This window comes from Rhizobacter sp. J219 (assembly GCF_024700055.1).
Lineage (GTDB): Bacteria > Pseudomonadota > Gammaproteobacteria > Burkholderiales > Burkholderiaceae_C > Rhizobacter.
On sequence record NZ_JAJOND010000001.1, the window covers coordinates 298159 to 323169 of the forward strand.

Here is a 25011-nt window from a genome sequence, read left to right on the forward strand (position 1 = left end):
CCATGAGCGGCGACAGCACACAGATCGAATTGCGCGTGTGGCGCCAGTTCCTGGTGCTCGCGGAGGTGCTGCATTTCGGCCGAGCAGCCAAGCAGCTCAACATCACTCAGCCGCCGCTCACGCTGGCGATCCAGCAGCTGGAGGCGCGCCTGGGCGTGCCGCTCTTCGAGCGCACGCGCCGGCAGGTGTCGCTCACGCCGGCGGGGCAGGCACTGGTCGAGCCGGTGCGGCAGTTGTTGCAGCAGGCCTCGGCGCTTTGCTCGATCGCACGCACGGTGGGGCAGGGGGCGGTGGGGCGGCTTCGGCTGGGCTTCGTCTCGACGGTCGGCTTCGGCCCGTTGCCCGGCTGGCTGCGGGGCTTTCGGGACATCGAACCCGGCATCGAGGTGGTGCTGCGCGAGGCGACGAGCGATGTGCAACTGCGCGCGTTCGAGCTGGGCGAGGCTGATGCCGGCTTCGTGCTGCACGCGCCGGGCATCGTGCCCGAAGGCACCGGGCAGAGCCTCTCGCGGCTGTCGGTCAGCATCGAGCCGATGGTGCTGGCCGTGCCCGAGAACTCGCCGCTCACCACCGCGCGCCGGCTCACGCTCTCGCAGATCCTGGCGCAGCCGCTGATCATCTTTCCGCGCGAGATCGCGCCTTCTCTGTACGACGCGGTGCTGGCCTTCTATCACCGCCACAGCGCCTCGCTCGTGATCGCACAGGAAGCGATCCAGATGCAGACCATCGTCAACCTCGTCTCCGCAGGCCTCGGCCTGGCGTGGGTGCCGCAGTCGGTGACGACCTTGCAGCGGCCGGGGGTGGTGTACCGGCGCCTGCCGGTGGCGCTTGGGGCGATGGCGCCGCGCGCCGAGACCAGCCTGGTGTGGCCGTCGGATGCCGGCCCGGTGGTGACGCGCTTCGTCGACTACGTGCGGCGCACGCTCGACGACCAGCACGAGCCCGACCTCGCCTGAAGAGCGCGCCGCAGCGCCTGCGGTATCGTTCGCGGCTTGTCGATTCCCGGCTCGTCAGTCCATGCTCATCCATCCGCAGTTCGACCCCGTCGCCCTCCAGATCGGCCCGGTGGCCATTCACTGGTACGGACTGACCTACCTGGTCGCCTTCGGGCTCTTCCTGTGGCTGGCGGCGCTGCGGGTGAAGAAACCCTGGTTTGCCGACGCCGGCTGGACCCGCCGCGACGTTGAGGACCTGCTGTTCTTCGGCGTGCTGGGCGTGGTGCTGGGCGGGCGGCTGGGCTTCGTGCTCTTCTACAACCTCGGCCACTACCTGCAGAACCCGCTCGAAATCTTCGCGGTGTGGAAGGGCGGAATGTCGTTCCACGGCGGCATGCTCGGCGTGGCCGTGGCGCTCGCGATCTACTCGCGTACCCGCAAACGGCCGGTGTTGCAGACCTTCGACGTGATCGCACCCTGCGTGCCCACGGGGCTCGCCTCGGGACGCATCGGCAACTTCATCAACGGCGAACTGTGGGGCCGCTTCGCCGACCCGAGCCTGCCGTGGGCGATGGTGTTTCCGCAATCGGGCAGCGAGCAGCCGCGCCACCCGTCGCAGCTCTACCAGTTCGCACTCGAAGGCCTGCTGCTGTTTGCGTTCCTCTGGTTCTACGGCCGCAAGCAGCGCGCGCCTGGGCAGGTGGCGGCAGCCTTCGTGTTCGGCTATGGCGTGTGCCGCTTCGTCGTCGAATATTTCCGCCAGCCCGACAAAGGTCTGGAGAACCTGCCGCTCGGCCTCAGCATGGGCCAGTGGCTGTGCGTGCCGATGATCCTCGGCGGCGCGCTTTGGTGGTGGTGGGCGGGCCAGCGCTCGCGAAACGTGAACGCCTGAGGGCAAACGCATGAGACAGATCTTCTTCGACACCGAAACCACCGGCCTCAGCCCCGAATCGGGTGACCGAATCATCGAGATCGGCTGCGTCGAGATGGTGAACCGGCGCCTGACCGGCAACAACAAGCACTTCTACCTCAACCCCGAGCGGCCCAACCATGAAGACGCCGTCAAGATCCACGGGCTGACCGACGAATTCCTGGCCGACAAGCCGCTCTTCGCGGCCATCGCCGACGAGCTGCTGGAGTACCTGGCCGGTGCCGAGGTCATCGCGCACAACGCTAGCTTCGACGTGGGCTTCTTCAACGAGGAGCTGAAGCGCCTCGGCCGCGGCAAGTTCGTCGAGCATGTGGGCAGCGTCACCGACACGCTGGTGATGGCGCGCGAGATGTTCCCGGGCAAGTCGAACTCGCTCGACGCGTTGTGCAAGCGCCTGGAGGTCGACAACTCCAACCGCACGCTGCACGGCGCCCTGCTCGACGCAGGACTGCTTGCCGAGGTCTACATCAACATGACCCGCGGGCAGGACTCGCTGGTCATCGACGCCACCGAGGCCGCACAGGCCGACCTGGTGCTTGCGGCCATCGACTTCAGCCAGTTCACGCTGCCGGTGCTGGTCGCGAACGACGAGGAAATCACCGCTCACGAAGCCATCCTCGCCGAAACCGACAAGTCGTCCGGCGGCAAGACGGCCTGGCGCGCGCTTGTGGCATAATCTGCGACTTCCCGTCGGATTGGGCGGTTAGCTCAGCGGTAGAGCACTGCCTTCACACGGCAGGGGTCGCAGGTTCGAACCCTGCACCGCCCACCAATCGATCGGACGACATCAAAACGGCACCTTGGGTGCCGTTTTTGTTTTTGGGCCTTCCACCGGCCGCCCTGTAGGCAACCGCCTACACGAGATTGGCTGCTGCACTGCTGGAAATCGACGGTCACCCCACCGATGCTTGTGTGGGCTAAATCGGCATGAAGGAGCAGGGCATGGCAGGCGAGTCGGGGCTGGGCGCGTTCGCGGCGGCGCTCGGTACGGCGCCGCCGGATCTGAACGATCCAACCGTGCTGGCGCGCTGGCTTCATCGTTGGTCGGCCGATCATCCCGAAGCATTCTGGCCGTCGCTCTGGCGTCACATCGCCCTAGTGGCCGAGGGCGATGCCGCCCGCGTGCATGACGAGCACGGGCGCTTCTTTCCCGAGGTCCGCCTCAACGTTGCCGAGAACCTCATCGGCGGCCGGGGCGCTGACCCCGATGCGGTGGCGGTGACCTCCTGCCACGCCGAGGGCGAGCCCGATCGCCTCACCCGCGCAGAACTTGCCCAGCAGGTGCGGCAACTGGCCCAGGCCCTGCGCGAGCGTGGCGTAGGTGAGGGCGATCGTGTGGCCATCATCCCGCGCAGCGACGCCCGCGCTGTGGTGGCCGTGCTCGCCGTGGCAGCTGTCGGGGCCAGCCTGGCGCTCGCCTCTCCCGAGATGGGCGCCGCCTTGATGACGACTCGCTTCAAGCCGCTCGCACCCCGCGTGCTGCTCGCCCACGCAGGGCCGATGCCGCACGACACCGGCCACCCGCTCGCCACCCGCGTGGCGCAGGTCGCGCAGGCGCTTCCTTCGCTCGAAGCGGTGATCGTGCTCGACGATGCGGAGTCTCATCTGCCCGCGCTGGTCGTGCCGGTGGTCGACCTCTTCCTGGCGCAAGCCGATGCCGGCCCGGTGCGCACGGCCTGGCCGCGCTTTCCATTCCAGCAGCCGCTCTTCATCACGCCCGCGGCAGGTGCCGACGGGCAGGCCGAGTGGCTGGTGCACGGCGCCGGCGGCACCTTGCTGGAACAGGTCAAGCAGCACCGGCTGCACCTCGGCCTTGACCGCGGCAGCGCCCTGTTCGCGCCGGCCTCGGTCGCGTCGGCGCTCTGGCTGTGGCAGCTGTCGGCGCTGGAAAGCGGCGCCGGCATCGTGCTGTACGACGGCCCGGTGCGCGATGCCCGCACGCTCTGGCGCGTGGCGCAGGAGGGCGGGGCGACGGTCTTCGTGGCGTCTGCGCCCTACCTGCAGCTCGGTGTCCATGCCGGTCTGGCTCCAGCGCGCGAGCACGGCCTGGGTGCCCTGCGGACCCTGCTCTACACCGGCATGACGCTCGACGAGCGGGCGCAGCGCTGGGTGCGCGAGCAGGTTGCGCCTGTGGACCTGCAAGCCTTGTGCATGAGCGCCGACCTGCTGTGCGGCCTGGTGCTGCAGCAGCCCGGCCTGGTGCTGGAAGACGAAGCCAACCGCAGCGTCGGCCTTGGGCTGCGGATTCCAAGCGCACGCGAGGGCGACACCGGCGAGCTCGCGTGCCGTGAGCACTTTCCATCGCGCCCGCTCGGCTTCCTCGACGACCCGACCGGCGAGCGGTTTCGCGCCACCTACCTGGAGCGCCAGCCTGGCCGCTGGGCCACCGGCGAGCGCATTGAGCGTGCCGCCGATGGCAGCCTCTTGCTGCGAGGACGTGTCGACGGCCTGATGAATGTGCGCGGCGCGCAGGTGTCGCCCGCCGAGCTGGGCGCGCTGATGCGAGAGTTCCGCGAGATCCGCGAATGGGCGGTGGTGGAGCAGCAGCAACCCCGCCAACTGGGCGAGGGTCGTGCGGTGCTGCTGCTGGCGCTGCGCGACGGGGCGAGTCTCGACGGCGCGCTGATCGCGCGCATGCGCCGCCGCTTCACCGAAGCCGCCTCGCCCGCACACGTACCCGACGTGGTGCTCCAGGTGCCGGAGCTGCCCCGCCTGTCCGATGGCAGCGTGTGCGTCGCGGCGCTGCGTGACGTGGTCAACGAGCGCCCGGTCGCCGACATCCGCCGCCTGGTCAACCCCGGTGCCTTGCGCGCCCTGCGCGACGAACCCGCGCTGCGCAACTCCACCGTGCCCGCCGGCCCCTTGCCGCCGCCGCCCGCACCTGGCTGGCGCTCGCGGCACGACCACGAGGCCTATCTCAAGTCGCTGTGGGAAGCCATCTTCGGCTTTTCGCCCATCGGCCTTGACGACGACTTCTTCGAGATCGGCGGCCATTCGTTGTTGGCCGCGCGCATCGTGGCCGACATCCAGCACTCGACCGAGCAGCGCCTGGCGCCCAGCACGCTGCTCAAGGCCCCGACCATCCGCCAGCTCGCCGCCGTCATGGACCAGGCCGCATGGGACCTGCCGGTGCCGCTCGTGCAGCTGCGCCCGGGCAGCGGCCGGCCGTTCTTCCTCGTGCACAGCCTGGCCGGCACCTTCCTCGAACTGTGGGCGGTGCTGCGAGCGCTCGACACGCAACGCGCGGTGTATGGCCTGCAGGCGCGAGCCATCGGCGATGAGAACGCGCCTTACGTCAGCGTGCGCGAAATGGCCACCGACTACATCGGCCACATGCGCCGCGTGCAGCCCACAGGGCCCTATGCGGTGGGCGGCTATTCCTTTGGCGGCCTGGTCGCCTACGAAATCGCCCAGCAGCTGAGCCGCGCCGGCGAGACTGTCGAGTCTCGTCACCCTGATCGACACCCATGTGCACGGACGCTACCTGCCGCTCTGGGAATGGGTGCGCTACTGCGCCAGCTGGCTGGGCGTGACCGGGCGCCGGCTGCGCTCGCTGCCGCTGCGCGGGCAGGTCGACTACCTGCGCAAGAAAGGCATGGTGCTGGCCGACCGGGCCCGTATCGCGCTGGGCCTCGCGCCCAAGCGGCCCGAGCTGGTGGGCGACCTGCTGCGCGAAGCCAATTTCCCGCCGGCCTTGCGGCGGGTGCGCGGCGCGATGCTGGTGGCGCTGCGCGAGTACCGGCCCGAGCCGTATGCGGGGCGGGTGGTTTTCCTGCGGGCCTCCCACCCCAGCCCCGGTGACCCCCTGCCGGTGTGGCGCAAGGTCGCCCGGCGCCTGGAGATCGACGTGACTCCCGGCGACCACGACGAGATGATCAGCGGGGCCAACGCCAAGGCGCTCGCCGTCGCGCTGGCGCGTCACCTCTAGACACCCCTTACCACAGGGGGCGCACCGGGACAGGGCCTGCGCTCCTGTACCCTTGCGCCCGGCCAAAAACAGAGCATCCCCCGTGGAGACCCTATGTCCTTGATCCGGACCATCGTTTTCCTGTTGACCTGCACGTGGGCCTTCGGCGCCTCCGCGCAGAGCATCGAGCCGGCACCCGATTGGCAGAGCGCCGACACGCCGCATTTCCGCATCAACTACCGCGCCGCCTGGCGGCCGCAGGCCGAGCGAGTGGCGCAGATCGCCGAGCAGGTGTACCCGCGCATCACCCAGGCGCTGCAGTGGGAGCCGCGCGGCCGCACCGAGATCCTGCTGATCGACCAGTACGACCTGGCCAACGGCTTCTCGACGCCGCTGCCCTACAACATCATCGGCGTCTACCTGGCACCGCCCGATTCGGGCGAGCTGCTCGACAACAGCGACTGGCTCGAGCTGCTCATCACCCACGAGTTCACCCACACCGTGCACCTCGACAAGGTGCGCGGCTTCCCGAGCGTGCTGCAGTCCATCTTCGGCCGCCAGCCGCTGTTCTTCCCCAACATCTTCCAGCCCAACTGGATGATCGAAGGCCTGGCCGTCTACACCGAGAGCGACCCCGCCACCGGCCGGGGCCGGCTGCGCGGGCCGGTGTTCGAGGCCTGGCTGCGCGCCGAGGCCGGCCGCGGCTTCCTCTCGCTGCGCGAGCTGAACGCCAACGGGCGCTCGCTGCCGCTGTCGAAGTCGTACCTGTATGGCGCCTACTTCTTCGATTTCCTCGCGCGCCGCTATGGCCAGGACGCGGTCTACAAGGTGGTGCACCACTACAGCGGCAACCCGCCGTTCTGGCCGCGGGTGCACAGCAGCCCGTATGGCGCGACCGGCAAGACGATGGACGTGCTATGGACCGAATTCCTCGCCGACCTGCAGCAGCAGGTGCAGGAGCGCGCGCAGCCGATCAAGCGCAGCGCCGAGGTGGCGGGCGAGCGCCTCGCGGGCCCGATGTTCGGCGTGGGTGCGGTGGCGGCGCTGCCGGGCGGCGCCACGCTGGCGGTGCTGGAAGACGGCCTGAAGCACGCCAAGCTCGTGAAGATCGCCCGCGACGGCACGCAGACCGTGCTGGGCGACGTGAACGGCAATGCCGAGCTGCACGTCAACGCCAAAGGCGAGGCGCTGCTGAGCCAGCCCGACGTGTGCAACTGGCGCTACCTCGCGTACGACCTCTACCGCGTCGACGCCGATGGCGACCTGACCCAGCTCACCCACTGCGCCCGCCTGCGCCGCGCGGTGCAGGCCGGTGGCGGCATCGTCGCCCTGCAGCAAGGCCAGGGCAACACACGGCTGGTGCAGCTCGACGCCAAGGGCCAGCAGCAGCGCGTGCTCTGGGAGCCGGCTACCGAGATCAACCTCATCGACCTCGCCGCGTCGCCCGACGGCCAGCAGGTGACGGTCGTCAGCAAGCGCGCCGGCGCCTGGCGCGTCGACGCCTTCGACATGGCCCAGGCCACGCCCGCACCGCGCCTGCTCTTCACGCACGATGCACCGGTGCATGGTCTGGTTCATGGCCCCAAGGGGCTTGAATTCATCGCCGTGCGCGAGGGGTTGTTCAACGTGTATCGGCTTGAGGGCGAGGGGTGGGTCAAGCTGAGCCACTCGCACACCCGTGTCACCGCGCAGGGTGGCACGCAGGACGACGGCTCGCTCGCGATGGCCGTGATCGCCCCCGGCGGCTACGAGCTGCGCCGTCTCGGCACCGCGGCGCCGCTGGAGCGCGTCGCGGCAAGCACGGCCGCGCCCGCCGCCACTGCGGCACCGGCCGCCGCCACGCCAGCCACGCCAGCCACGGCCCTCGGGGCCGGCCGCTCGTACAGCGCCTTGCGCTCGGTGTACCCCCGCGCGTGGTTCCCGGTGGCCGGCGGCGACCGCGGCCTGCTCTGGCTTGGCGCGAGCGGCTTCGGCGCCGACGCGCTCGGCTGGCACCAGTACGCCGCGACGCTCGCCTACGAGGTGACCGAGCGCGAGCCGGTGGGCTCGTTCCAGTACCTCTTCCGCGACCAGCATCTCTTCTCGCTGCAGCGCACCCTCACGTCGCGTGCCTGGCGTGAAGACGAAGATGGCGTCGAGGAAACCACCGCCTTCGACCGCAACACCCAGGCGCAGTGGCTGAGCGTCGTGCCCTGGCTGCGGCTCGACCGTCGCGTGCTCTTCGGCGTGGGCGCGGCGATCGACCACGTCGAGCGCGTGCACCCCGAGAACTTCGGCGCGCCGGTCAACCGCACCGAGCGACTGCTGGCCGCGCTCTTCGAGTACGACACCACCGGCAGCAGCTGGTGGTCGGAGGGCGACAACCGCGGCCAGAAGGCGACGCTGCTGTACGAGTCCTACCGTCCCTTCGCCCGCGAAGGCCGCAACGACTACGACGGCCATGTGGTGCGCCTCGACTGGCGTGGTTTCATCCCCGTGGGCCGCAGCGTGATCGCACTGCGCCACACCGAGGCGCGCGGCAGCGGCCTGACCGAGCCCTTCCAGCTCGGCGGCGCCACCGACCCGCAGCTCCAGCTCGGCCTTGCGCTCAACAACCGCGACATCACCCTGCGGGGGTACCGCGGCAACGAGGCTGCGCTGCGGGGCCGCAGCGCACGCGCCACGACCATCGAGTTCCGCACGCCGATCGCCGACGTCGACCAGCATTTCATGACACCGGCCGTCGGCGTCAACCGCGTGTCGGCAGCCGCCTTCTTCGACATCGGCGGTGCATGGAGCACCGGCAACGGGCCGGACGACTACCGCCGTGGCGTCGGTCTCGAGGTGCTGGTCGACCTGAAGCTCATGTATTCGCTGGGCCTTCAGGTGCGCGCCGGTGTGGCGCAGGGGCTGGACGCGCCCAAGGGCACCCGCGGCTACTTCACGCTCGGCCGCGCGTTCTGAGCATCTTCAGCGATGGGCGCCGCTTCGGCGGCCCTCGGTGCACCTTCAGTGCATCTTGTCGCGCGGGGGGCGCTTGCTGAACGACTTCGGCTTGTAGACGTTGCCTTCCCAGTGGCCGTCGTCGCGGGCGCGACGGATGGCCTCTTCGGCCAGGCGCTCGGCGCTCTTGCGCGAGCTGCGCCAGTGGTAGAGCTGCAGCCAGCCGTGCTTGAGGCGCAGCCAGGCCAGGCGGGCCCACGCGTCGAGCGCCGCCCGGCGCCTGGCGCCGACCAGCAGTCGCAACATGAACACGATGCACAGCGCCGCGACGGCGCCGGCCAGGGTCTTCTCGATCATCGTTGAAGGCAGCAGCGAAGGCGGACGGTTCCGCCCGTGCCTCGCATCGTAGCGACCACGGCAAGACCTTGACCGCAGAAACGGTTCGCCACCGCAAGGCCGCGGCTCAGCGCGTCGATTTCTCCACGCGCCACTGCAGGTCGAGGCTCAGCGATTCGCCGGTCGACAGCACCTTGAGCCCGGGTCGGCCCGGCAGGTGGAAGGCGTCGATCGGGTGGGTGACCGGCTCGAAGCAGAACGCAGGGCCGTGCGGCGGGCGGTACATCAGGCAGAAGCCGTCGTGCCGGCCACGCTTCAGCGTGGCGAGGTCGCGCAGCGTCACGCGCAGGCCGTGCTCGGGCCAGTCGATGTGCGCCTCGCCCGACCAGCCGGTGTAGCAGTTGTCGACGAAGCTGCCATGCGCCGGTGCGCCGCGGTTGAAGTCCCAGTCGGCCGGGATCTGCGTGGTGTGGCCGGTCGGCAGCGGGTCGCTGCCGCACAGCCACACGCCCTTCACCGCCGTGGTGATGCGGGTGCCCGGTGTGCGCGGGAAGTACGGGTGCAGGCCCAGGCCGTAGGGCAGGGGCTCGGCGCCGAGGTGGGTGACGTTCAGGCGCTGGTCGAGCCCGCCGTCGACCAGCGTGAAGACCTGCTCGGCGCGGTAGTGGTAGGGGTTGCCGTCGTGCCGGTTCGATTCGAGCTGCAGGCGCAGTGTGTCGGGCCGGGGCCGGTCGGCCGTCCAGGCCTGCAGCCAGCCGTCGCCGTGGATGGGGTAGGGTTCGCCGGCGCGGTTGGGCGCGATCGGGTGGTGGTGGCCGGCCTGCTCGAAGCCGCCGCGGCTGATGCGGTTGGTCCACGGCAGCATCGCGAAGTTGGCGAAGGTGTAGCGGTCGGGGCTCGCGCCGTCCCACGGACGCCAGAGGTCGTGCCATGCGTCGCCGTGCCAGGCCTGCCACGCGGCGACCGCGCCGCCGAGCGCAGGCGCGAGGCCCAGCCGCTGGCCGGCGTGTTCGAGCCAGAGGGTCTCTTGTCGAAGTCCTTCAGCCTGCATGTTCATCCTGCAAAGAGATGGGGCGCGCGGCCGGGTTGGTCGAGGTCGATGGCGAAGAGTGCGCCGGCGAGCGGCTGCGCAGCAAGTTGTGCGTCGCTCAGCTCGAAGCGTGCGGTGGTGATGAAGAGCGTCTTCAGTTCCGGGCCGCCAAAGCAGCAGTTGCTGACGTGGTCGGTGGGGAGTTGGATGCGGGCCAGCTCCTGCGCTGTCACCGGGTCGTGGCAGCTCACGCACGCGCCGCCCCAGTGGGCGATCCAGAGGCGGCCTTCGGCGTCGGTGGTCATGCCGTCGGGGTAGCCGTCTTCATCGGCGAGCCGCAGGAAAAGCCGCTGGTTCGACAACGCGCCGGTGGCCGGGTCGAGGTCGAAGGCGTGGACCTTCTTCTTCGCCGTCTCGTTGAAGAAGAGCGTGCGCCCGTCGAGCGACCAGGTGGGGCCGTTGGTCACCGCGTAGTTCGCATCGAAGGCGAGCGTGCAGCGGTGCTGGGCGTCGAAGCGATAGAGCTTGCCGGTGGGCTCGGTGCAGCCGAAGTCCATGGTGCCGCCCCAGAAGTTGCCTTGCGCATCGCACTTGCCGTCGTTGAAGCGGTTGCCGGGGAGGTGGGGCTCGGGGTCATGCAGCGGCGTGAGCGTGCCGTTGTCGGGGTCGAAGAAGGCGAAGCCGCTGCGCAGCGTGACGAGCAGGCCGGGCGCGTTCGCCCTTTCCGCAAGTGCCGAGATCTCTTCGCTGAAATGCCAGCTGATGCGCATCTCGCTCGCCGGCTCATAACGGTGAAGCTGGCGGCCGAGGATGTCGACCCAGTACAGCGCCTGCCGGCGTGGCGACCACAGCGTGCCCTCGCCGAGCGTGGCGTTTGCGGGCCAGAGGCAACGCAGGTCGGAGGTGGGGCGCGGGGCGTGCATGTCGGCAGGCTCTTGAAGTGAGGGCGGCGCGGATTGTGGCGCCGCCCGCCGTAACCGATTTGTTCCCCGTGTTCAGTGAGACTCGCGCGGCACCGGTGCGCCGCTGCTGCCCACCAGGAAGTCGAGGTCCGCGCCCAGGTGCGCCTGCTGCACGTGTTCGACGTAGAGCTTGTACCAGCCGCGTTTCGGCACCTCGGGCGCCTGCCAGTCGGCGCGGCGGCGGGCGAGCTCCTCGTCCGACACCTCCAGGTGCAGGCGGCGGTTGGCCACGTCGAGTTCGATGACGTCGCCGTTCTTCACGAGCGCCAGCGTGCCGCCGGCGGCCGCCTCGGGCGAGGTGTGCAGCACCACGGTGCCGTAGGCGGTGCCGCTCATGCGGCCGTCGCTGATGCGAACCATGTCGGTGATGCCCTTTTGCAGCACCTTCGGCGGCAGCGGCATGTTGCCCACCTCGGCCATGCCGGGGTAGCCCTTGGGGCCGCAGTTCTTGAGCACCATCACGCAGTGCTCGTCGACGTCGAGATCGGGGTCGTCGATGCGCGCGTGGAAGTCCTCGATGTTCTCGAACACCACCGCGCGGCCGCGATGCTTGAGCAGATGCGCCGACGCGGCCGAAGGCTTGATCACCGCACCGTTGGGCGCGAGGTTGCCGCGCAGCACCGCGATGCCGGCGTCGGCCATGAACGGCTCCTCCGGCGTCTTGATGACCTCTCGGTCGTAGCAGGCGGCGTTGGCGATGTTCTCGCCGAGCGTCTTGCCATTCACCGTGGGCGCGTCGAGGTGCAGCTTGGACGTGATCTCGCGCAGCACCGCCGGCAAACCGCCCGCGTAATAGAAGTCTTCCATCAGGTACTTGCCGGAGGGCTGCAGGTTCAGGATGCAGGGCATCTCGGCACCGAGCTTGTCGAAGTCTTCCAGCGTGAGCGGGATGCCCATGCGCCCGGCGATCGCGAGCAGATGCACCACCGCGTTGGTCGAGCCGCCGATGGCCGCATTGGTGCGGATGGCGTTCTCGAAGGCCTGGCGGGTGAGGATCTTCGACATGCGCAGGTCCTCTTTCACCATTTCGACGATGCGTCGGCCGGTGAGCTGCGCCAGGCGGTGACGGCGGGTGTCGACCGCGGGAATGGCCGCGTTTTCGGGCAGCGACATGCCGAGCGCCTCGACCATGCTGGCCATCGTCGACGCCGTGCCCATGGTCATGCAGGTGCCGCTGGAGCGGTGCATGCACGATTCGGCGGCAGTGAACTCCTCCATCGTCATCTCGCCGGCGCGCACCATCTCGCTCATCTGCCACACGCCGGTGCCCGAGCCCACGTCGCGGCCGCGGAACTTGCCGTTGAGCATGGGGCCCCCCGACAGGCCGATGGTCGGCAGGTCGCAACTGGCCGCGCCCATCATCAGCGAGGGGGTCGTCTTGTCGCAGCCCATCAGCAGCACCACGCCGTCGATCGGGTTGCCGCGGATCGACTCCTCCACGTCCATGCTGGCAAGGTTGCGAAAGAGCATCGCGGTCGGCCGCATCTGCGTCTCGCCGAGCGACATCACCGGGAACTCGAGCGGGAAGCCGCCCGCCTCGTACACGCCGCGCTTGACGAATTCCGCCAGGTCGCGGAAGTGGCCGTTGCACGGGGTGAGTCTCGCTCCAGGTGTTGCAGATGCCGATGACCGGGCGGCCGTCGAGCAGGTCGTGGGGGTAGCCCTGGTTCTTGAGCCAGCTTCGGTGCATGAAGCCATCGCGGTCCTGTTTGCCGAACCAGGCCTGGCTGCGCCGAGACGGTTTGTCTTCGGGCTTCTTCTTGGAATCCATTCGTTGTCGTCCTCAGTGGTCGTGCGCGGGTGGCGCTTGACGCGGCGGATGCTAACAAGGCACATTGATAATAGAAAAATAAAGAAAAAAACTCGTGACATATAAAGATTGCAATACATCAGGAGATCGCATGCCTTCCCCCTCTCAACTTGCCACCTATCCCAGCCTGAAAGACCGCCCGGTGTTCGTCACCGGGGGCGGCAGCGGGATCGGCGCGGCGCTGGTCGAAGCCTTCGTTGCGCAGGGCGCACGCGTGGCCTTCGTCGACATCGACGAGGCGTCGAGCCGCGCCCTCGCGCAAAAGCTCGGCTCAGACCGGCTCTGGTGGCGCCGTTGCGACGTGCGCGACATCCCGGCGCTGCAAACGGCCATCGCCGATGCCGCGAAAGCGCTGGGGGACTTCGCTGTGCTGGTCAACAACGTGGCCAGCGACGACCGGCACACGCTGGAGGAGATCACGCCCGAGTACTACGACAACCGCATCGCCATCAACCAGCGGCCGGCGATGTTTGCCATCCAGTCGGTGGTGCCGGGCATGAAGCGGATGGGCTTCGGCTCGATCGTCAACGTCGGCTCCATCGGCTGGCAGACGAAGAACAGCGACTACCCGTGCTACGCGGTGTCGAAGTCGTCCGTCGATGGGCTGACGCGCGGCTTTGCGTCGGGGCTGGGAAAGGACCGCATCCGCGTCAACACGGTCACCCCGGGTTGGGTGATGACCGAGCGCCAGGTGAAGATGTGGCTGGATGCCGAGGGCGAAAAAGAGATTGCGCGTAACCAGTGCCTGCCCGACAAGCTGATGCCGGAGCACATCGCGAGCATGGTGCTGTTCCTGGCGTCGGACGATGCCGCCATGTGCACCGCCCAGGAATTCACCGTGGACGCCGGCTGGACCTGATGACGACCCCTCGGCCGCGGGTACGCGGCCGATCCCCCGTGGGGATGCGGGCCGGCTTGGGAGCGGCCCGGCGCTCGGCCCGCTCAGTCCAAGTCGTCCGCGGAGGGCTCGAAGCGCGAGCCATACACCGTGACCGCCGTGCTCTTCAGGGCCCTCAGCATCACCTTGGCCGCCGGCGACAGCAGCTTGTCGGTGCGGGTGATGAGGCCGAACGCATCCATGTGGCAGGGCAGGTCGATTGGCAGGATCGATACGATGCCGTGCGAGGCGTAGTAGCGCGCCACGTCACTCGCCACCACGGCGATCATGTCGCTCTGCTGCAGCATCTTGGTGATGAAGAGCAGGGCGCTGGTGTCGATGATGTTGACCGGCGGCTCCAGGCCTTCTTCCTGGAACATCAGCTCGAAGCGATGGCGCAGCACGCTGCCTGAAGGCGACACGATCCAGCCCGCGCTCACCACGTCGCGCAGGCCGAGCTGCGACACGTTGAGCAGCGGGTGCCCCGGGCGTGTGATGGCCGACACCGGCTCCTCGGCCAGCACCTCGTAGCGCAGGTCGCTCTTGTCGTGGTTGGCGAAGAGGCGCGCCACCAGCATGTCGAGCTTGCCGTGAGAGAGCCGCTCCATCAGCACGTCGCTGGTTTCGATCTGCAGCGAGACGTTGAGGCTCGGGTGCTCCTGCTTCACGAGCGCCACCGCCGGCGGCAGCAGCACGAGGCCCGGCGCGGTGATCGCGCCCACGCTCACCTGGCCGAAGCGGCCAGCCTTCAGCGCGGTGAGTTCGTCGTGCGCCTGGTTCAGGCTGGCCAGCGCCACCCGCGCGTGGCGGATCATGGTTTCGCCATACCAGGTGGGTCGCATGCCGCGCGGCAGGCGCTCGAAGAGCGGCACCTCCAGCACGTCTTCCAGGTCCTTCAGCAGCTTCGACGCGGCCGGCTGCGTCATGTTGAGCACCTGCGCCGCGCGGTGGATGTTGCCTTCCTCCGCCAGCGCCACCAGCAAGAGCAGCTGGCGCGTCTTGAGCCGGGCGCGGATGAACCAGTGCGTGTAGTTCGTCGTCATGACAGAGGGCTTCGGGTTTTCATTGATAAGAAATCGTATATCGGTTACCGGCAAATATCTATTAGGAAGTTATCTGTCGGCTACGTACCATGCGGCACCTTTTGATGACCCGCCGCACATGAGACTCATCCAGTTCATCGACGACGACAGCGCCTGCAGCGTGGGCCGCGTGACCGCCGAGGGCGTGCGCCGCGTCGGCGGGTTTCGCAGCAGCTACGCGCTCGCCTCCGCAGCGCTGTCGCGCGGCATCGGGCTGGAAGCCTTCGTCGAAGGTCGTGATGCGCCGGGCGCGCTGCTGCCGTATGCGCTGCTGCAACAGGAGAGCCGGCTGCTTCCTCCGGTGACGCACCCCGATCCGGCGCATTGCCTCGTGAGCGGCACCGGCCTCACCCACCTGGGCAGCGCCGCCGCACGCGACGCCATGCACCACAAGCTCGCAGGCGGCGAAGAGACGCTGTCGGATTCGATGCGCATGTTCAAGTCGGGCCTCGAGGGCGGCAAGCCGGCCGAGGGCGCCGGTGCCCAGCCCGAGTGGTTCTACAAGGGCAACGGTCACATCGTCGCCGCGCCCGGCGCGCCGCTCACGATGCCCGACTTCGCGCTCGACGGTGGCGAGGAGCCCGGACTCGTCGGCCTCTATCTCATCGACAGCAGCGGCCAGCCACGCCGCCTGGGTTTTGCCATCGGCAACGAGTTCTCCGACCACGTGACCGAACGCCAGAACTACCTCTACCTGGCCCATTCGAAGCTGCGCGCCTGCAGCATCGGCCCCGAGCTGCGAACGGGTGCCTTGCCGGCCAGCCTGTCGGGCACGAGCCGCATCCGCCGCGACGGGCAGGTGGTCTGGGAGAAGCCCTTCCAGACCGGCGAGGCCAACATGAGCCACAGCATCGCGAACCTGGAGTACCACCACTTCAAGTACGCCGAGCATCGCCGCCCCGGTGACCTGCACCTGCACTTCTTCGGCACCGCCACACTGAGCTTTGCCGACAACGTGCGCGTGCAGCCCGGCGACCGCTTCGAGATCGAGTTGCCAGAGTTCGGCGCGCCGCTCGTGAACCCGCTGGCGCTGGCCGAGCGCGGCTTCGCCTTCGGTGGCGTGAAACCTCTCTGAAGAATTACGCAAGAGCGCCATGGCACAGCCCACCTTCAAGAACTACATCAACGGCCGCTGGGAAAGCGGTGTCACCACCGGCGTGAGCGAGAACCCTTCGGACCTGTCCGACGTGGTCGGCGAATACAGCCGCGCCGACGCGAGCCAGACGCAATCGGCCATCCGCGCCGCTGCCGATGCGCGCAGCGCGTGGGGCCAGAGCACGCCGCAGCGCCGCGCCGATGCGCTCGACCAGATCGGCAGCGAAATCATTGCGAGGAAAGACGAAACCGGCGAACTGCTGGCCCGTGAAGAGGGCAAGACCCTGCCCGAGGCGATCGGCGAGACGGTACGAGCCGGCAACATCTTCAAGTTCTTCGCCGGAGAGGCGCTGCGCATCGGCGGCGAGAAGCTGGCCTCGGTGCGGCCGGGTGTCGACGTCGAGATGAGTCGCGAGCCGGTGGGTGTGGTGGGGATCATCGCGCCGTGGAATTTTCCGCTCGCCATCCCCGCGTGGAAGATCGCGCCGGCCCTGGCCTACGGCAACTCCGTCGTCTTCAAGCCTGCCGAGATCGTGACCGCCTGCGCCTGGTCGCTCGCCGAGATCATCAGCCGCGCGAACCTGCCGGCGGGCGTGTTCAACCTCGTGATGGGCAGCGGCCGCCAGGTCGGCCAGGCCTTGCTCGACAGCACGCTGGTCGACGCCGTGAGCTTCACCGGCTCGGTCGGCGTGGGCGAACAGGTGCTGAAAGCGACCACCGCCCGCCGCGCCAAGGTGCAGCTCGAGATGGGCGGCAAGAACCCGCTCGTCGTGCTCAACGATGCAGACCTCGAACAGGCGGTGGAAGTCGCCGTGCAGGGCTCCTACTTCTCCACCGGCCAACGCTGCACCGCGTCGAGCCGCCTGATCGTCGAAGCTGGCATCCACGACGCGTTCGTGAGCCGCCTGCGCGAGCGCGTGAAGGCGCTGCGTGTGGGTCACGCGCTGAAGCGCGACACCGAGATCGGCCCGGTGGTGAGCAGCGACCAGCTGGCGCAGAACCTGTCGTATGTCGAACTCGGCCGCACCGAGGGCGCCGAGCACCTATGGGGTGGCGAGGTGATCGAGCGCGACACCCGCGGCCACTACATGAGCCCGGCGCTTTTCCTCGCGCAGCCACAGCACCGCATCGCGCGCGAAGAGATCTTCGGCCCGGTGGCCTGCGTGCTGCGCGCCGACGACTACGAGCATGCCGTCGCATTGGCCAACGACACGCCCTTCGGCCTGTGCGCCGGCATCTGCACCAGCTCGCTCAAGCGCGCCACGCATTTCAAGCGCCATGCCCAGGTCGGCATGGTGATGGTCAACCTGCCCACCGCGGGCGTCGACTACCACGTGCCCTTTGGCGGCCGCAAAGGTTCCAGCTACGGCCCGCGCGAGCAGGGCCGCTACGCCGCCGAGTTCTACACCACCGTCAAGACCGCCTACACCTTTTCATAGACCGCTTTCACAACAGAGCGCCTTCCACGAAGGGCGCTCATTTCAAACGCCGATCCGTCCGCCGCACATTCCACCAAGACACACATCCCCACGAGGAGACAACATGAAACTGCAACGACGCACCCTGATCGCCGCCGCCACGGCCGCACCGCTGGCCGGCCTGCTGCCCACCGCCTTCGCGCAAAAGAAGATCGTGCTGGGCTTCAGCCAGATCGGTGCCGAGAGCGAATGGCGCACCGCCAACACCGAGTCGATCAAGTCCGCGGCCAAGGAGGCCGGCATCGAACTCAAGTTCTCCGATGCCCAGCAGAAGCAGGAGAACCAGATCAAGGCCATCCGCAGCTTCATCGCGCAGAAGGTCGACGTGATCGCCTTCTCGCCGGTGGTCGAGTCAGGCTGGGGCACCGTGCTGCGTGAAGCCAAGGCGGCGAAGATCCCGGTGATCCTGTCCGACCGGGCGGTCGATGAGAAGGACGACAGCCTGTGGGTCAGCTTCATGGGCTCCGACTTCGTGGAAGAAGGCCGCAAGGCCGGCCGTTGGCTGGTCGACAAGATGAAGGGCCAGACCGGCACCGTCAACATCGTCGAGCTGCAAGGCACGGTGGGCAGCGCCCCGGCGATCGACCGCAAGAAGGGCTTCGAGGAAATCATCAAGGCCGACCCGAAGTTCAAGATCATCCGCTCGCAGACCGGCGACTTCACCCGCGCCAAGGGCAAGGAAGTGATGGAAGCCTTCCTCAAGGCCGAGGGCAAGAAGATCAACGTGCTCTACGCGCACAACGACGACATGGCCATCGGCGCCATCCAGGCCATCGAAGAGGCCGGCCTGAAGCCCGCGAAGGACATCGTCATCATCTCGATCGACGCCGTGAAGGGCGCCTTCGAAGCCATGATCGCCGGCAAGCTGAACGTGTCGGTCGAGTGCAGCCCGCTGCTCGGCCCGCAGCTGATGGCCGCGGTGAAGGACCTGGTCGCCGGCAAGCAGATTCCCAAGCGCATCGTCACCGAGGAAGGCATCTTCCCGATGGAAGTGGCCGCCAAGGAATTCCCCAAGCGCAAGTACTGACGCGCTGAACCGCTGGCGGGCTTCACCCCGGGGTTGCCCTGCGCAACGCCCCGGGCGGCCTGCCACATCCTCACAAGACAGCCCCACAAGAAGGAGACCGACAGCATGCAGAAGATTCGACGCCTCATCGTCGCCACGCTGGCCACCGGACTGGTCGCATGGCTGCCCATCGCACACGCCCAGGACAAGGGCCTCATCGGCATCTCGATGCCCACCAAATCGTCGTCGCGTTGGATCAGCGACGGCCAGAGCATGGTCAAGTACTTTCAGGCCAAGGGCTACAAGACCGACCTGCAGTACGCGGATGACGACATCCCCAACCAGCTCGCCCAGGTCGAGAACATGATCACCAAGGGCGCCAAGGTGCTGGTGATCGCCGCCATCGACGGCACCACCTTGTCTGACGCGCTGCAAAAGGCCGCCGACAAGAAGGTCAAGGTCATCGCCTACGACCGTCTGATCCGCGGCTCGAAGAACGTCGACTACTACACCACCTTCGACAACTTCCAGGTCGGCGTGCTGCAGGCAAATTCCATCGTCGACAAGCTCGGCCTGAAGAACGGCAAGGGACCGTTCAACATCGAACTCTTCGGCGGCTCGCCCGACGACAACAACGCCTTCTTTTTCTACAACGGCGCGATGTCGGTGCTCGACCCGTACATCAAGAGCGGCAAGCTCGTGGTGCGCAGCAAGCAGATGGGCATGGACAAGGTCGGCACGCTGCGCTGGGACGGCGCCGTGGCCCAGGCCCGCATGGACAACCTGCTCTCGGCCTACTACACCAACGCGCGTGTCGATGCGGTGCTGAGCCCGTACGACGGGTTGTCGATCGGCATCCTCTCCTCGCTGAAGGGCGTCGGCTACGGCACGCCGAAGCAACCCTTCCCGGTGGTGAGCGGCCAGGACGCCGAACTGCCCTCGGTCAAGTCGATGCTCGCTGGCGAGCAGAGCCCACCGTGTTCAAGGACACGCGTGAACTCGCCAAGGTGACGGTCGACCTGGTCGACGCGGTGCTCGCCGGCAAGCAGCCGCAGATCAACGACACCAAGACCTACAACAACGGTGTGAAGGTCGTGCCCTCTTACCTGCTGAAGCCGGTGAGCGTGGATGCGTCGAACTGGAAGACGGTGCTCGTGGGCAGCGGCTACTACACCGAGTCTCAGGTCAAGTAACTGCAGGCCAAGTCATCAACCCAGGCGTTCAAGCGGCTTGAGCCTGCGTCTGACCCCGATCTAAGCGCAGGCTCTTTTTTGCACACGGCCATGAACATCCTCGAGATGCGCGGCATCACCAAGACGTTTCCGGGCGTCAACGCGCTCAGCAACGTCAACCTGGCAGTGCGCCAGGGGGAGATCCACGCCGTCGTCGGTGAAAACGGCGCCGGCAAGTCGACGCTGATGAAGGTGCTGAGCGGCGTGTACCCGTGCGACACCTGCAGCGGCGAGATCCATTTCCAGGGCGAACTGCGCCGCTTCAAGAGCATTGCCGACAGCGAGAAGCTCGGCATCATCATCATCCACCAGGAGCTGGCGCTGGTGCCGCTCTTGTCCATCGCCGAGAACCTCTTCCTCGGCAACGAGCCCGCGCGCTACGGCGTGATCGACTGGGGCGAGGCCCATCGCCGCACCCGCGAGCTGCTGGCCAAGGTAGGCCTGAACGAATCGCCGTCCACGCTGGTCACGCACCTGGGCGTGGGCAAACAGCAGCTGATCGAGATTGCCAAGGCGCTCGCGAAAGAGGTGAAGCTCTTGATCCTCGACGAGCCGACCGCGAGCCTCAACGAAAGCGACAGCGAGGCGCTCTTGGAGCTGCTGCTGCAGCTCAAGGCCCAGGGCATTTCGTCCATCCTGATCTCGCACAAGCTCAACGAGATCGCCAAGGTCGCCGACTCGATCACCGTGCTGCGCGACGGCAGCACCGTCGAGACGATCGACTGCCGCGAACAGCCCGCGAGCGAAGACCACATCATCCGGCTGATGGTCGGCCGCGAGATGGCCGACCGTTACCCCAAACGCTCGCCCAACCCGGGCGAGGTGGTGTTCGAGCTGCGCGACTGGCGCGTGCACCACCCGCTGCACGCCACGCGCGAAGTGGTGAAGGGCGTGAACCTCACCGTGCGCCGCGGCGAGATCGTCGGCATCGCCGGCCTCATGGGCGCCGGCCGCACCGAGCTGGCGATGAGCCTCTTCGGCCGTGCCTATGGCCAGCGCATCAGCGGCCAGGCCCTGAAGAACGGCCGCGAGATCGACGTCAGCACCATCGACCGTGCCATCGCCCAAGGCATCGCCTACGTGACCGAAGACCGCAAGGGCCTGGGCCTGGTGCTGCACGACGACATCCGCCGCAACATCACGCTCGCCAACCTGCGCGCCGTGTCGCGCCGTGGCGTGATCGATGGCGGCCACGAGCACACGGTGGCGGTCGACTTCCGCCGCAAGCTCAACATCCGAAGCTCTGGCGTGCACCAGTCGGTGGTGGATCTGTCGGGCGGCAACCAGCAGAAGGTGGTGCTCTCCAAATGGCTCTTCGCCGAGCCTGAACTGCTCATCCTCGACGAGCCCACGCGTGGCATCGACGTCGGCGCCAAGTTCGAGATCTACAGCCTGATGGCCCGGCTGGCCGAAGAGGGCAAGTGCATCCTGATGATCTCGTCGGAGATGCCCGAGCTGCTTGGCATGTGCGACCGGCTCTACGTGATGAACGAAGGCCGCTTCGTCGCCGAGTTCACGGCGGCCGAAGCCTCCCAGGAAAAAATCATGCGCGCCATCGTCAAGGCCGGCAGCGCAGTCCACCAGACGGAAGAGATCGCCGCATGAGCAGCGTGGCCCCCGCTCCCGCCATTCCCGCACGCCGCGAGCATGGCAACTTTCTGAAGGCCAACATGCGCGAGTACGGCATGTTGCTGTCGCTCGTGGTCATCATGGGCCTCTTCCAGGTGCTGACCGATGGCACGCTGCTGCGCCCGCTGAACCTCACCAACCTGGTCTTGCAGAACAGCTACATCGTCATCATGGCGCTGGGCATGCTGCTCGTGATCGTGGCCGGCCACATCGACCTCTCGGTCGGCTCGGTGTGCGGCTTCATCGGCGCGCTCGCGGCGGTGCTGATGGTGCAGATGGGCTGGCACCCGGTGCCCACCACCATCGCCTGCCTGGTCGCCGGTGGCGTGATCGGCGCGGCGCAGGGCTGGTGCGTGGCCTACAGCCGCATCCCGTCCTTCATCGTGACGCTGGCGGGCATGCTGGTGTTCAAGGGCCTGTCGCTCGCGCTCCTGGGCGGCATGTCGGTCGGGCCGTTTCCGGTCGCGTTCCAGCGCCTGAGTTCGGGCTTCATCCCGGAGGTGTTTGCCGACGATGGCCTGCGCCTCACCTCACTCGTGATCGGCGTGGTCGCCGCCGCGATCTGGTTCGCGCTGCAGATGCGCGCGCGCCGCCACCAGGCCAGGCACGGTATGGACGAGGAGCCCTATCCGTTCTTCCTCGGCAAGACGCTGGTGTTCACCGCGCTGATCGTCGCCTTCAGCTGGCTCATGGCCTCGTACAAGGGCATGCCCAACGTGCTGATCGTGATGGTGGTGCTGATGCTCGCCTACGACTTCGTCACCCGACGCACCACCGTCGGCCGGCGCATCTATGCACTCGGCGGCAACGAGAAGGCCACGCGCCTGTCCGGCATCAAGACCGAGCGGCTCACGCTCTTCGCCTTCGCCAACATGGGCGTTCTCGCGGCGTTGGCCGGTCTCGTGTTTGCCGCCCGACTCAACACCGCCACGCCCAAGGCCGGCCTCGGCTTCGAGCTCGACGTGATCGCCGCCTGCTTCATCGGTGGCGCCTCGGCCTCCGGCGGGGTGGGCAAGGTGATGGGGGCGGTAATCGGAGCGTTTGTCATGGGCGTGATGAACAACGGCATGTCCATCATGGGCATCGGCATCGACTACCAGCAGGTCATCAAGGGGTTGGTGCTGTTGGCGGCGGTGTTCATCGACGTGTACAACAAGAACAAAGCCTGAAGAACAACGACAGACAAGCCCACATGGTCTACCGAGAGCAACCCCACGACGATTGCCCGCAGCCGCTGCTGCAGCTCAGCGGCGTGTCGAAGCAGTTCTTCGGCGTGCGTGCCTTGCACGACGTCGGCCTGCGGCTTTTCCCTGGCGAGGTACACGCGCTGATGGGGCAGAACGGCGCCGGCAAGTCCACCCTCATCAAGGTGCTCACCGGCGTCTACCCGGCCGATGGCGGCGAGATGCGGCTCGCCGGCCAGCCCATCGCGCCGCGCTCGCCGCAGGATGCGCAGACGCTCGGCATCAGCACTGTCTACCAAGAGGTGAATCTGTGCCCGAATTTGTCGGTCGCGGAAAACATCTTCGCCGGCCGCTACCCGCGCAAAGGCGCGCTCGGCGCCTGGCGCATCGACTGGACCGGCATGAACCGGCAGGCCGAGGAGTGGCTCGCAAAGCTCAACATCCGCATCGACGTGACACGCCGGCTCGACAGCTATGCGGTGGCCGTTCAGCAGATGGTGGCCATCGCGCGGGCCTTGAGCGTGTCGGCCAAGGTGCTGATCCTCGACGAGCCGACCTCGAGCCTCGACGAAGACGAGGTCAAGCGCCTCTTCGACGTGCTGCGCCGCCTGCGCGGCGAGGGCATGGCGATCCTTTTCGTCACGCATTTCCTGGAGCAGGTGTACGCGATCTCCGACCGCATCACCGTGCTGCGCAACGGCGAGCTGGTGGGCGAGTACCAGGCGGCGATGCTGGGGCCGACGGCGCTGATCACCGCGATGGTGGGCCGCGAATTCGCCGCGAGCCAAGGCCAGGCGCAAGCGCGGCCGGTGGCGGCTGATGCGGTGCCGTTGCTGGAGATGAAGGGTCTGGGCGAACGCGGCCAGCTGCAGCCGGTCGACCTGAGCGTGCACGCCGGCGAGGTGGTGGGCCTGGGCGGCCTGCTCGGCTCGGGCCGCACGGAACTCGCGCGCCTGCTTTTCGGCCTCTCGTCGGCCGACAGCGGCGAGCTGCGGGTCGACGGCCAGCCGGTCAGCTTCAAGACGCCTGCCGATGCGGTGCGGCACGGCCTCGGCCTGTGCCCGGAAGAACGCAAGGCCGATGGCATCGTGGCCGAGCTCTCGGTGCGCGAGAACATCGCGCTCGCGTTGCAGGCACGTCACGGCATGGGCAAGTTCCTCTCGCGCGAGCAGCAGGCCGAGCTGGCCGAGCGCTACGTCAAGCGACTCGGCATCAAGACCGCGGGCATCGACACGCCCATCGGCCTGCTGTCGGGTGGCAACCAGCAGAAGGCGATGCTGGCGCGCTGGCTCGCCACCGAACCGCGCCTCTTGATCCTCGACGAGCCCACCCGCGGCATCGACGTTGCGGCCAAGCAGGAAATCATGGACGAGATCCTCGCGCTGGCCGACGGCGGCATGGCCGTCGTCTTCATCTCGTCGGAGATGAGCGAGGTGGTGCGTGTGTCGAACCGGATCGCGGTGCTGCGCGACCGCCGCAAGGTCGGCGAGCTGCCCGCGGGCAGCAGCGAGCAAGCCGTCTATCACCTGATCGCGGCGGACGCATGATGGACAGACTCTTCCAACACCGGCTCGCGTGGCCCGTGATCACGCTTCTGCTGCTGCTCATCCTCAACGCAGCCTTCAACCCGAGCTTCCTGCACCTGGAGTGGCGCGACGGCCATCTCTACGGCAGCCTGATCGACATCCTCAACCGTGCCGCACCGCTGATGCTGGTGGCGCTCGGCATGACGCTCGTGATCGCCACCCGCGGCATCGACATCTCGGTGGGCGCGACGGTGGCCATCACCGCCGCCATCGCCGCCTGGATGATCGGCGGCGCGCTCGTGGTGCAGAACGGCGTGGCCACGCACGTGAGCCGCTTCCCGATGCCTGTTGCGATTGCCGCGGCGCTTGGCGTCGCACTCGTCTGCGGCCTGTGGAACGGTGTGCTGGTGGCCCGGGTCGGCATGCAGCCCATCGTGGCCACGCTGATCCTGATGGTGGCCGGGCGCGGCATCGCGCAGCTCATCACCGACGGCCAGATCATCACCATCTACTACGCGCCGTATTTCTTCATCGGCAGCGGCTACCTGCTGGGCATTCCGTTCTCGCTCTTCATCGTGGCGGCGGTGTTCGCGCTTCTGTGGTGGGTGGTCACGCGCACGGCGCTCGGCCTCTTCATCCAGGCGGTGGGCATCAACCCGGCCGCGGCGCGTGTGGCCGGCGTGCGCTCGCGGCTGATCACGCTGTCGACCTACGGCTTCTGCGGCCTGTGCGCCGGCGTGGCCGGCTTGCTCATCAGCTCCAACGTCAAGAGCGCCGACGGCAACAACGCCGGCCAGCTGATGGAGCTCGATGCCATCCTCGCCGTCACGCTGGGCGGCACCTCGCTCAACGGCGGCCGCTTCAGCCTCGCCGGCAGCGTGATCGGCGCGCTCATCATCCAGACGCTCACCTATGCGATCTACTCGATGGGCGTGCCGCCGGAAGTCAACCTCGTGGTGAAGGCGGTGGTGGTGTTCCTCGTGATGCTGCTGCAGTCGCCCGAATTCCGGCAGAGCGTGCGCGGCCTGGTGTTCCGCGCACCGGTGGAGGCCAAGCCATGAGCGCTTCA

General features: G+C 67.8%; 17 protein-coding genes, 1 tRNA gene and 2 pseudogenes. 15 read left to right on the plus strand and 5 right to left on the minus strand.

Going from position 1 to position 25011, the window contains the following annotated elements:
* Positions 1–2: 2 nt before the first annotated feature.
* The 6 genes from LRS03_RS01340 (at position 3) to LRS03_RS01365 (ending at position 8716) form a co-directional block, all read left to right on the plus strand.
* On the plus strand, positions 3–956 hold the full coding sequence (locus LRS03_RS01340) for a LysR family transcriptional regulator (RefSeq protein WP_257823512.1): 954 nt from the start codon (positions 3–5) through the stop codon (positions 954–956).
* A 61-nt stretch (positions 957–1017) separates the two neighbouring features.
* The gene (lgt, locus tag LRS03_RS01345; RefSeq protein ID WP_257823513.1) at positions 1018–1827 is read left to right on the plus strand and encodes a prolipoprotein diacylglyceryl transferase; all 810 of its coding nucleotides are present in this window, start codon (positions 1018–1020) and stop codon (positions 1825–1827) included.
* Between the two features lie 10 nt (positions 1828–1837).
* On the plus strand, positions 1838–2542 hold the full coding sequence (dnaQ, locus tag LRS03_RS01350) for a DNA polymerase III subunit epsilon (protein WP_257823514.1): 705 nt from the start codon (positions 1838–1840) through the stop codon (positions 2540–2542).
* 21 nt (positions 2543–2563) lie between these two features.
* A tRNA-Val gene (locus LRS03_RS01355) sits at positions 2564–2638 on the plus strand.
* Between the two features lie 170 nt (positions 2639–2808).
* Positions 2809–5667, plus strand: coding sequence for an AMP-binding protein (locus tag LRS03_RS01360; RefSeq protein WP_257823515.1), 2859 nt, complete (start codon positions 2809–2811; stop codon positions 5665–5667).
* A 220-nt stretch (positions 5668–5887) separates the two neighbouring features.
* A complete protein-coding gene (locus LRS03_RS01365) occupies positions 5888–8716 on the plus strand; it encodes a BamA/TamA family outer membrane protein (protein WP_257823516.1) in 2829 nt (942 codons plus the stop codon).
* A gap of 45 nt (positions 8717–8761) precedes the next feature.
* On the opposite strand, the gene LRS03_RS01370 is transcribed toward LRS03_RS01365, so the two are convergent.
* From LRS03_RS01370 to LRS03_RS01385, 4 genes and pseudogenes are all read right to left on the minus strand, one after another.
* The gene (locus LRS03_RS01370; RefSeq protein ID WP_257823517.1) at positions 8762–9052 is read right to left on the minus strand and encodes a hypothetical protein; all 291 of its coding nucleotides are present in this window, start codon (positions 9050–9052) and stop codon (positions 8762–8764) included.
* Between the two features lie 106 nt (positions 9053–9158).
* A complete protein-coding gene (locus LRS03_RS01375) occupies positions 9159–10082 on the minus strand; it encodes an aldose 1-epimerase (RefSeq protein ID WP_257823518.1) in 924 nt (307 codons plus the stop codon).
* A 2-nt stretch (positions 10083–10084) separates the two neighbouring features.
* Complete coding sequence (locus tag LRS03_RS01380) at positions 10085–10984, minus strand: SMP-30/gluconolactonase/LRE family protein (RefSeq protein WP_257823520.1); 900 nt, start codon at positions 10982–10984, stop codon at positions 10085–10087.
* 72 nt (positions 10985–11056) lie between these two features.
* Positions 11057–12794, minus strand: a pseudogene (locus tag LRS03_RS01385) (IlvD/Edd family dehydratase).
* 130 nt (positions 12795–12924) lie between these two features.
* Here LRS03_RS01385 and LRS03_RS01390 point away from each other — a divergent pair.
* Positions 12925–13692, plus strand: a complete 768-nt coding sequence (locus LRS03_RS01390; RefSeq protein WP_257823521.1) for an SDR family NAD(P)-dependent oxidoreductase — start codon at positions 12925–12927, stop codon at positions 13690–13692.
* A gap of 83 nt (positions 13693–13775) precedes the next feature.
* On the opposite strand, the gene LRS03_RS01395 is transcribed toward LRS03_RS01390, so the two are convergent.
* Positions 13776–14753, minus strand: a complete 978-nt coding sequence (locus tag LRS03_RS01395) for a LysR family transcriptional regulator (protein ID WP_257823522.1) — start codon at positions 14751–14753, stop codon at positions 13776–13778.
* Positions 14754–14871: 118 nt separating this feature from the next.
* Between LRS03_RS01395 and araD1 the strand changes: the two genes are divergently transcribed.
* The 8 genes and pseudogenes from araD1 (at position 14872) to LRS03_RS01435 (ending at position 25003) form a co-directional block, all read left to right on the plus strand.
* On the plus strand, positions 14872–15867 hold the full coding sequence (gene araD1 / locus LRS03_RS01400) for an AraD1 family protein (protein ID WP_257823523.1): 996 nt from the start codon (positions 14872–14874) through the stop codon (positions 15865–15867).
* 19 nt (positions 15868–15886) lie between these two features.
* Positions 15887–17326: an aldehyde dehydrogenase family protein gene (locus tag LRS03_RS01405; RefSeq protein WP_257823524.1), complete on the plus strand. Its 1440-nt coding sequence runs from the start codon at positions 15887–15889 to the stop codon at positions 17324–17326.
* Positions 17327–17429: 103 nt separating this feature from the next.
* Positions 17430–18392, plus strand: coding sequence for an ABC transporter substrate-binding protein (locus LRS03_RS01410; RefSeq protein ID WP_257823525.1), 963 nt, complete (start codon positions 17430–17432; stop codon positions 18390–18392).
* A 105-nt stretch (positions 18393–18497) separates the two neighbouring features.
* Positions 18498–19564, plus strand: a pseudogene (chvE, locus tag LRS03_RS01415) (multiple monosaccharide ABC transporter substrate-binding protein).
* A gap of 90 nt (positions 19565–19654) precedes the next feature.
* A complete protein-coding gene (gene mmsA / locus LRS03_RS01420; RefSeq protein ID WP_257823526.1) occupies positions 19655–21208 on the plus strand; it encodes a multiple monosaccharide ABC transporter ATP-binding protein in 1554 nt (517 codons plus the stop codon).
* Positions 21205–22401, plus strand: coding sequence for a multiple monosaccharide ABC transporter permease (gene mmsB / locus LRS03_RS01425; protein ID WP_257823527.1), 1197 nt, complete (start codon positions 21205–21207; stop codon positions 22399–22401). Before mmsA ends, mmsB begins: the two co-directional genes overlap by 4 nt.
* A 23-nt stretch (positions 22402–22424) precedes the next feature.
* Positions 22425–23963, plus strand: a complete 1539-nt coding sequence (locus LRS03_RS01430; RefSeq protein ID WP_257823528.1) for a sugar ABC transporter ATP-binding protein — start codon at positions 22425–22427, stop codon at positions 23961–23963.
* Positions 23960–25003 carry an ABC transporter permease gene (locus tag LRS03_RS01435; RefSeq protein ID WP_374684972.1) on the plus strand — a complete coding sequence of 348 codons (1044 nt, stop codon included), beginning with the start codon at positions 23960–23962 and terminating at the stop codon, positions 25001–25003. Before LRS03_RS01430 ends, LRS03_RS01435 begins: the two co-directional genes overlap by 4 nt.
* Positions 25004–25011 lie beyond the last annotated feature (8 nt).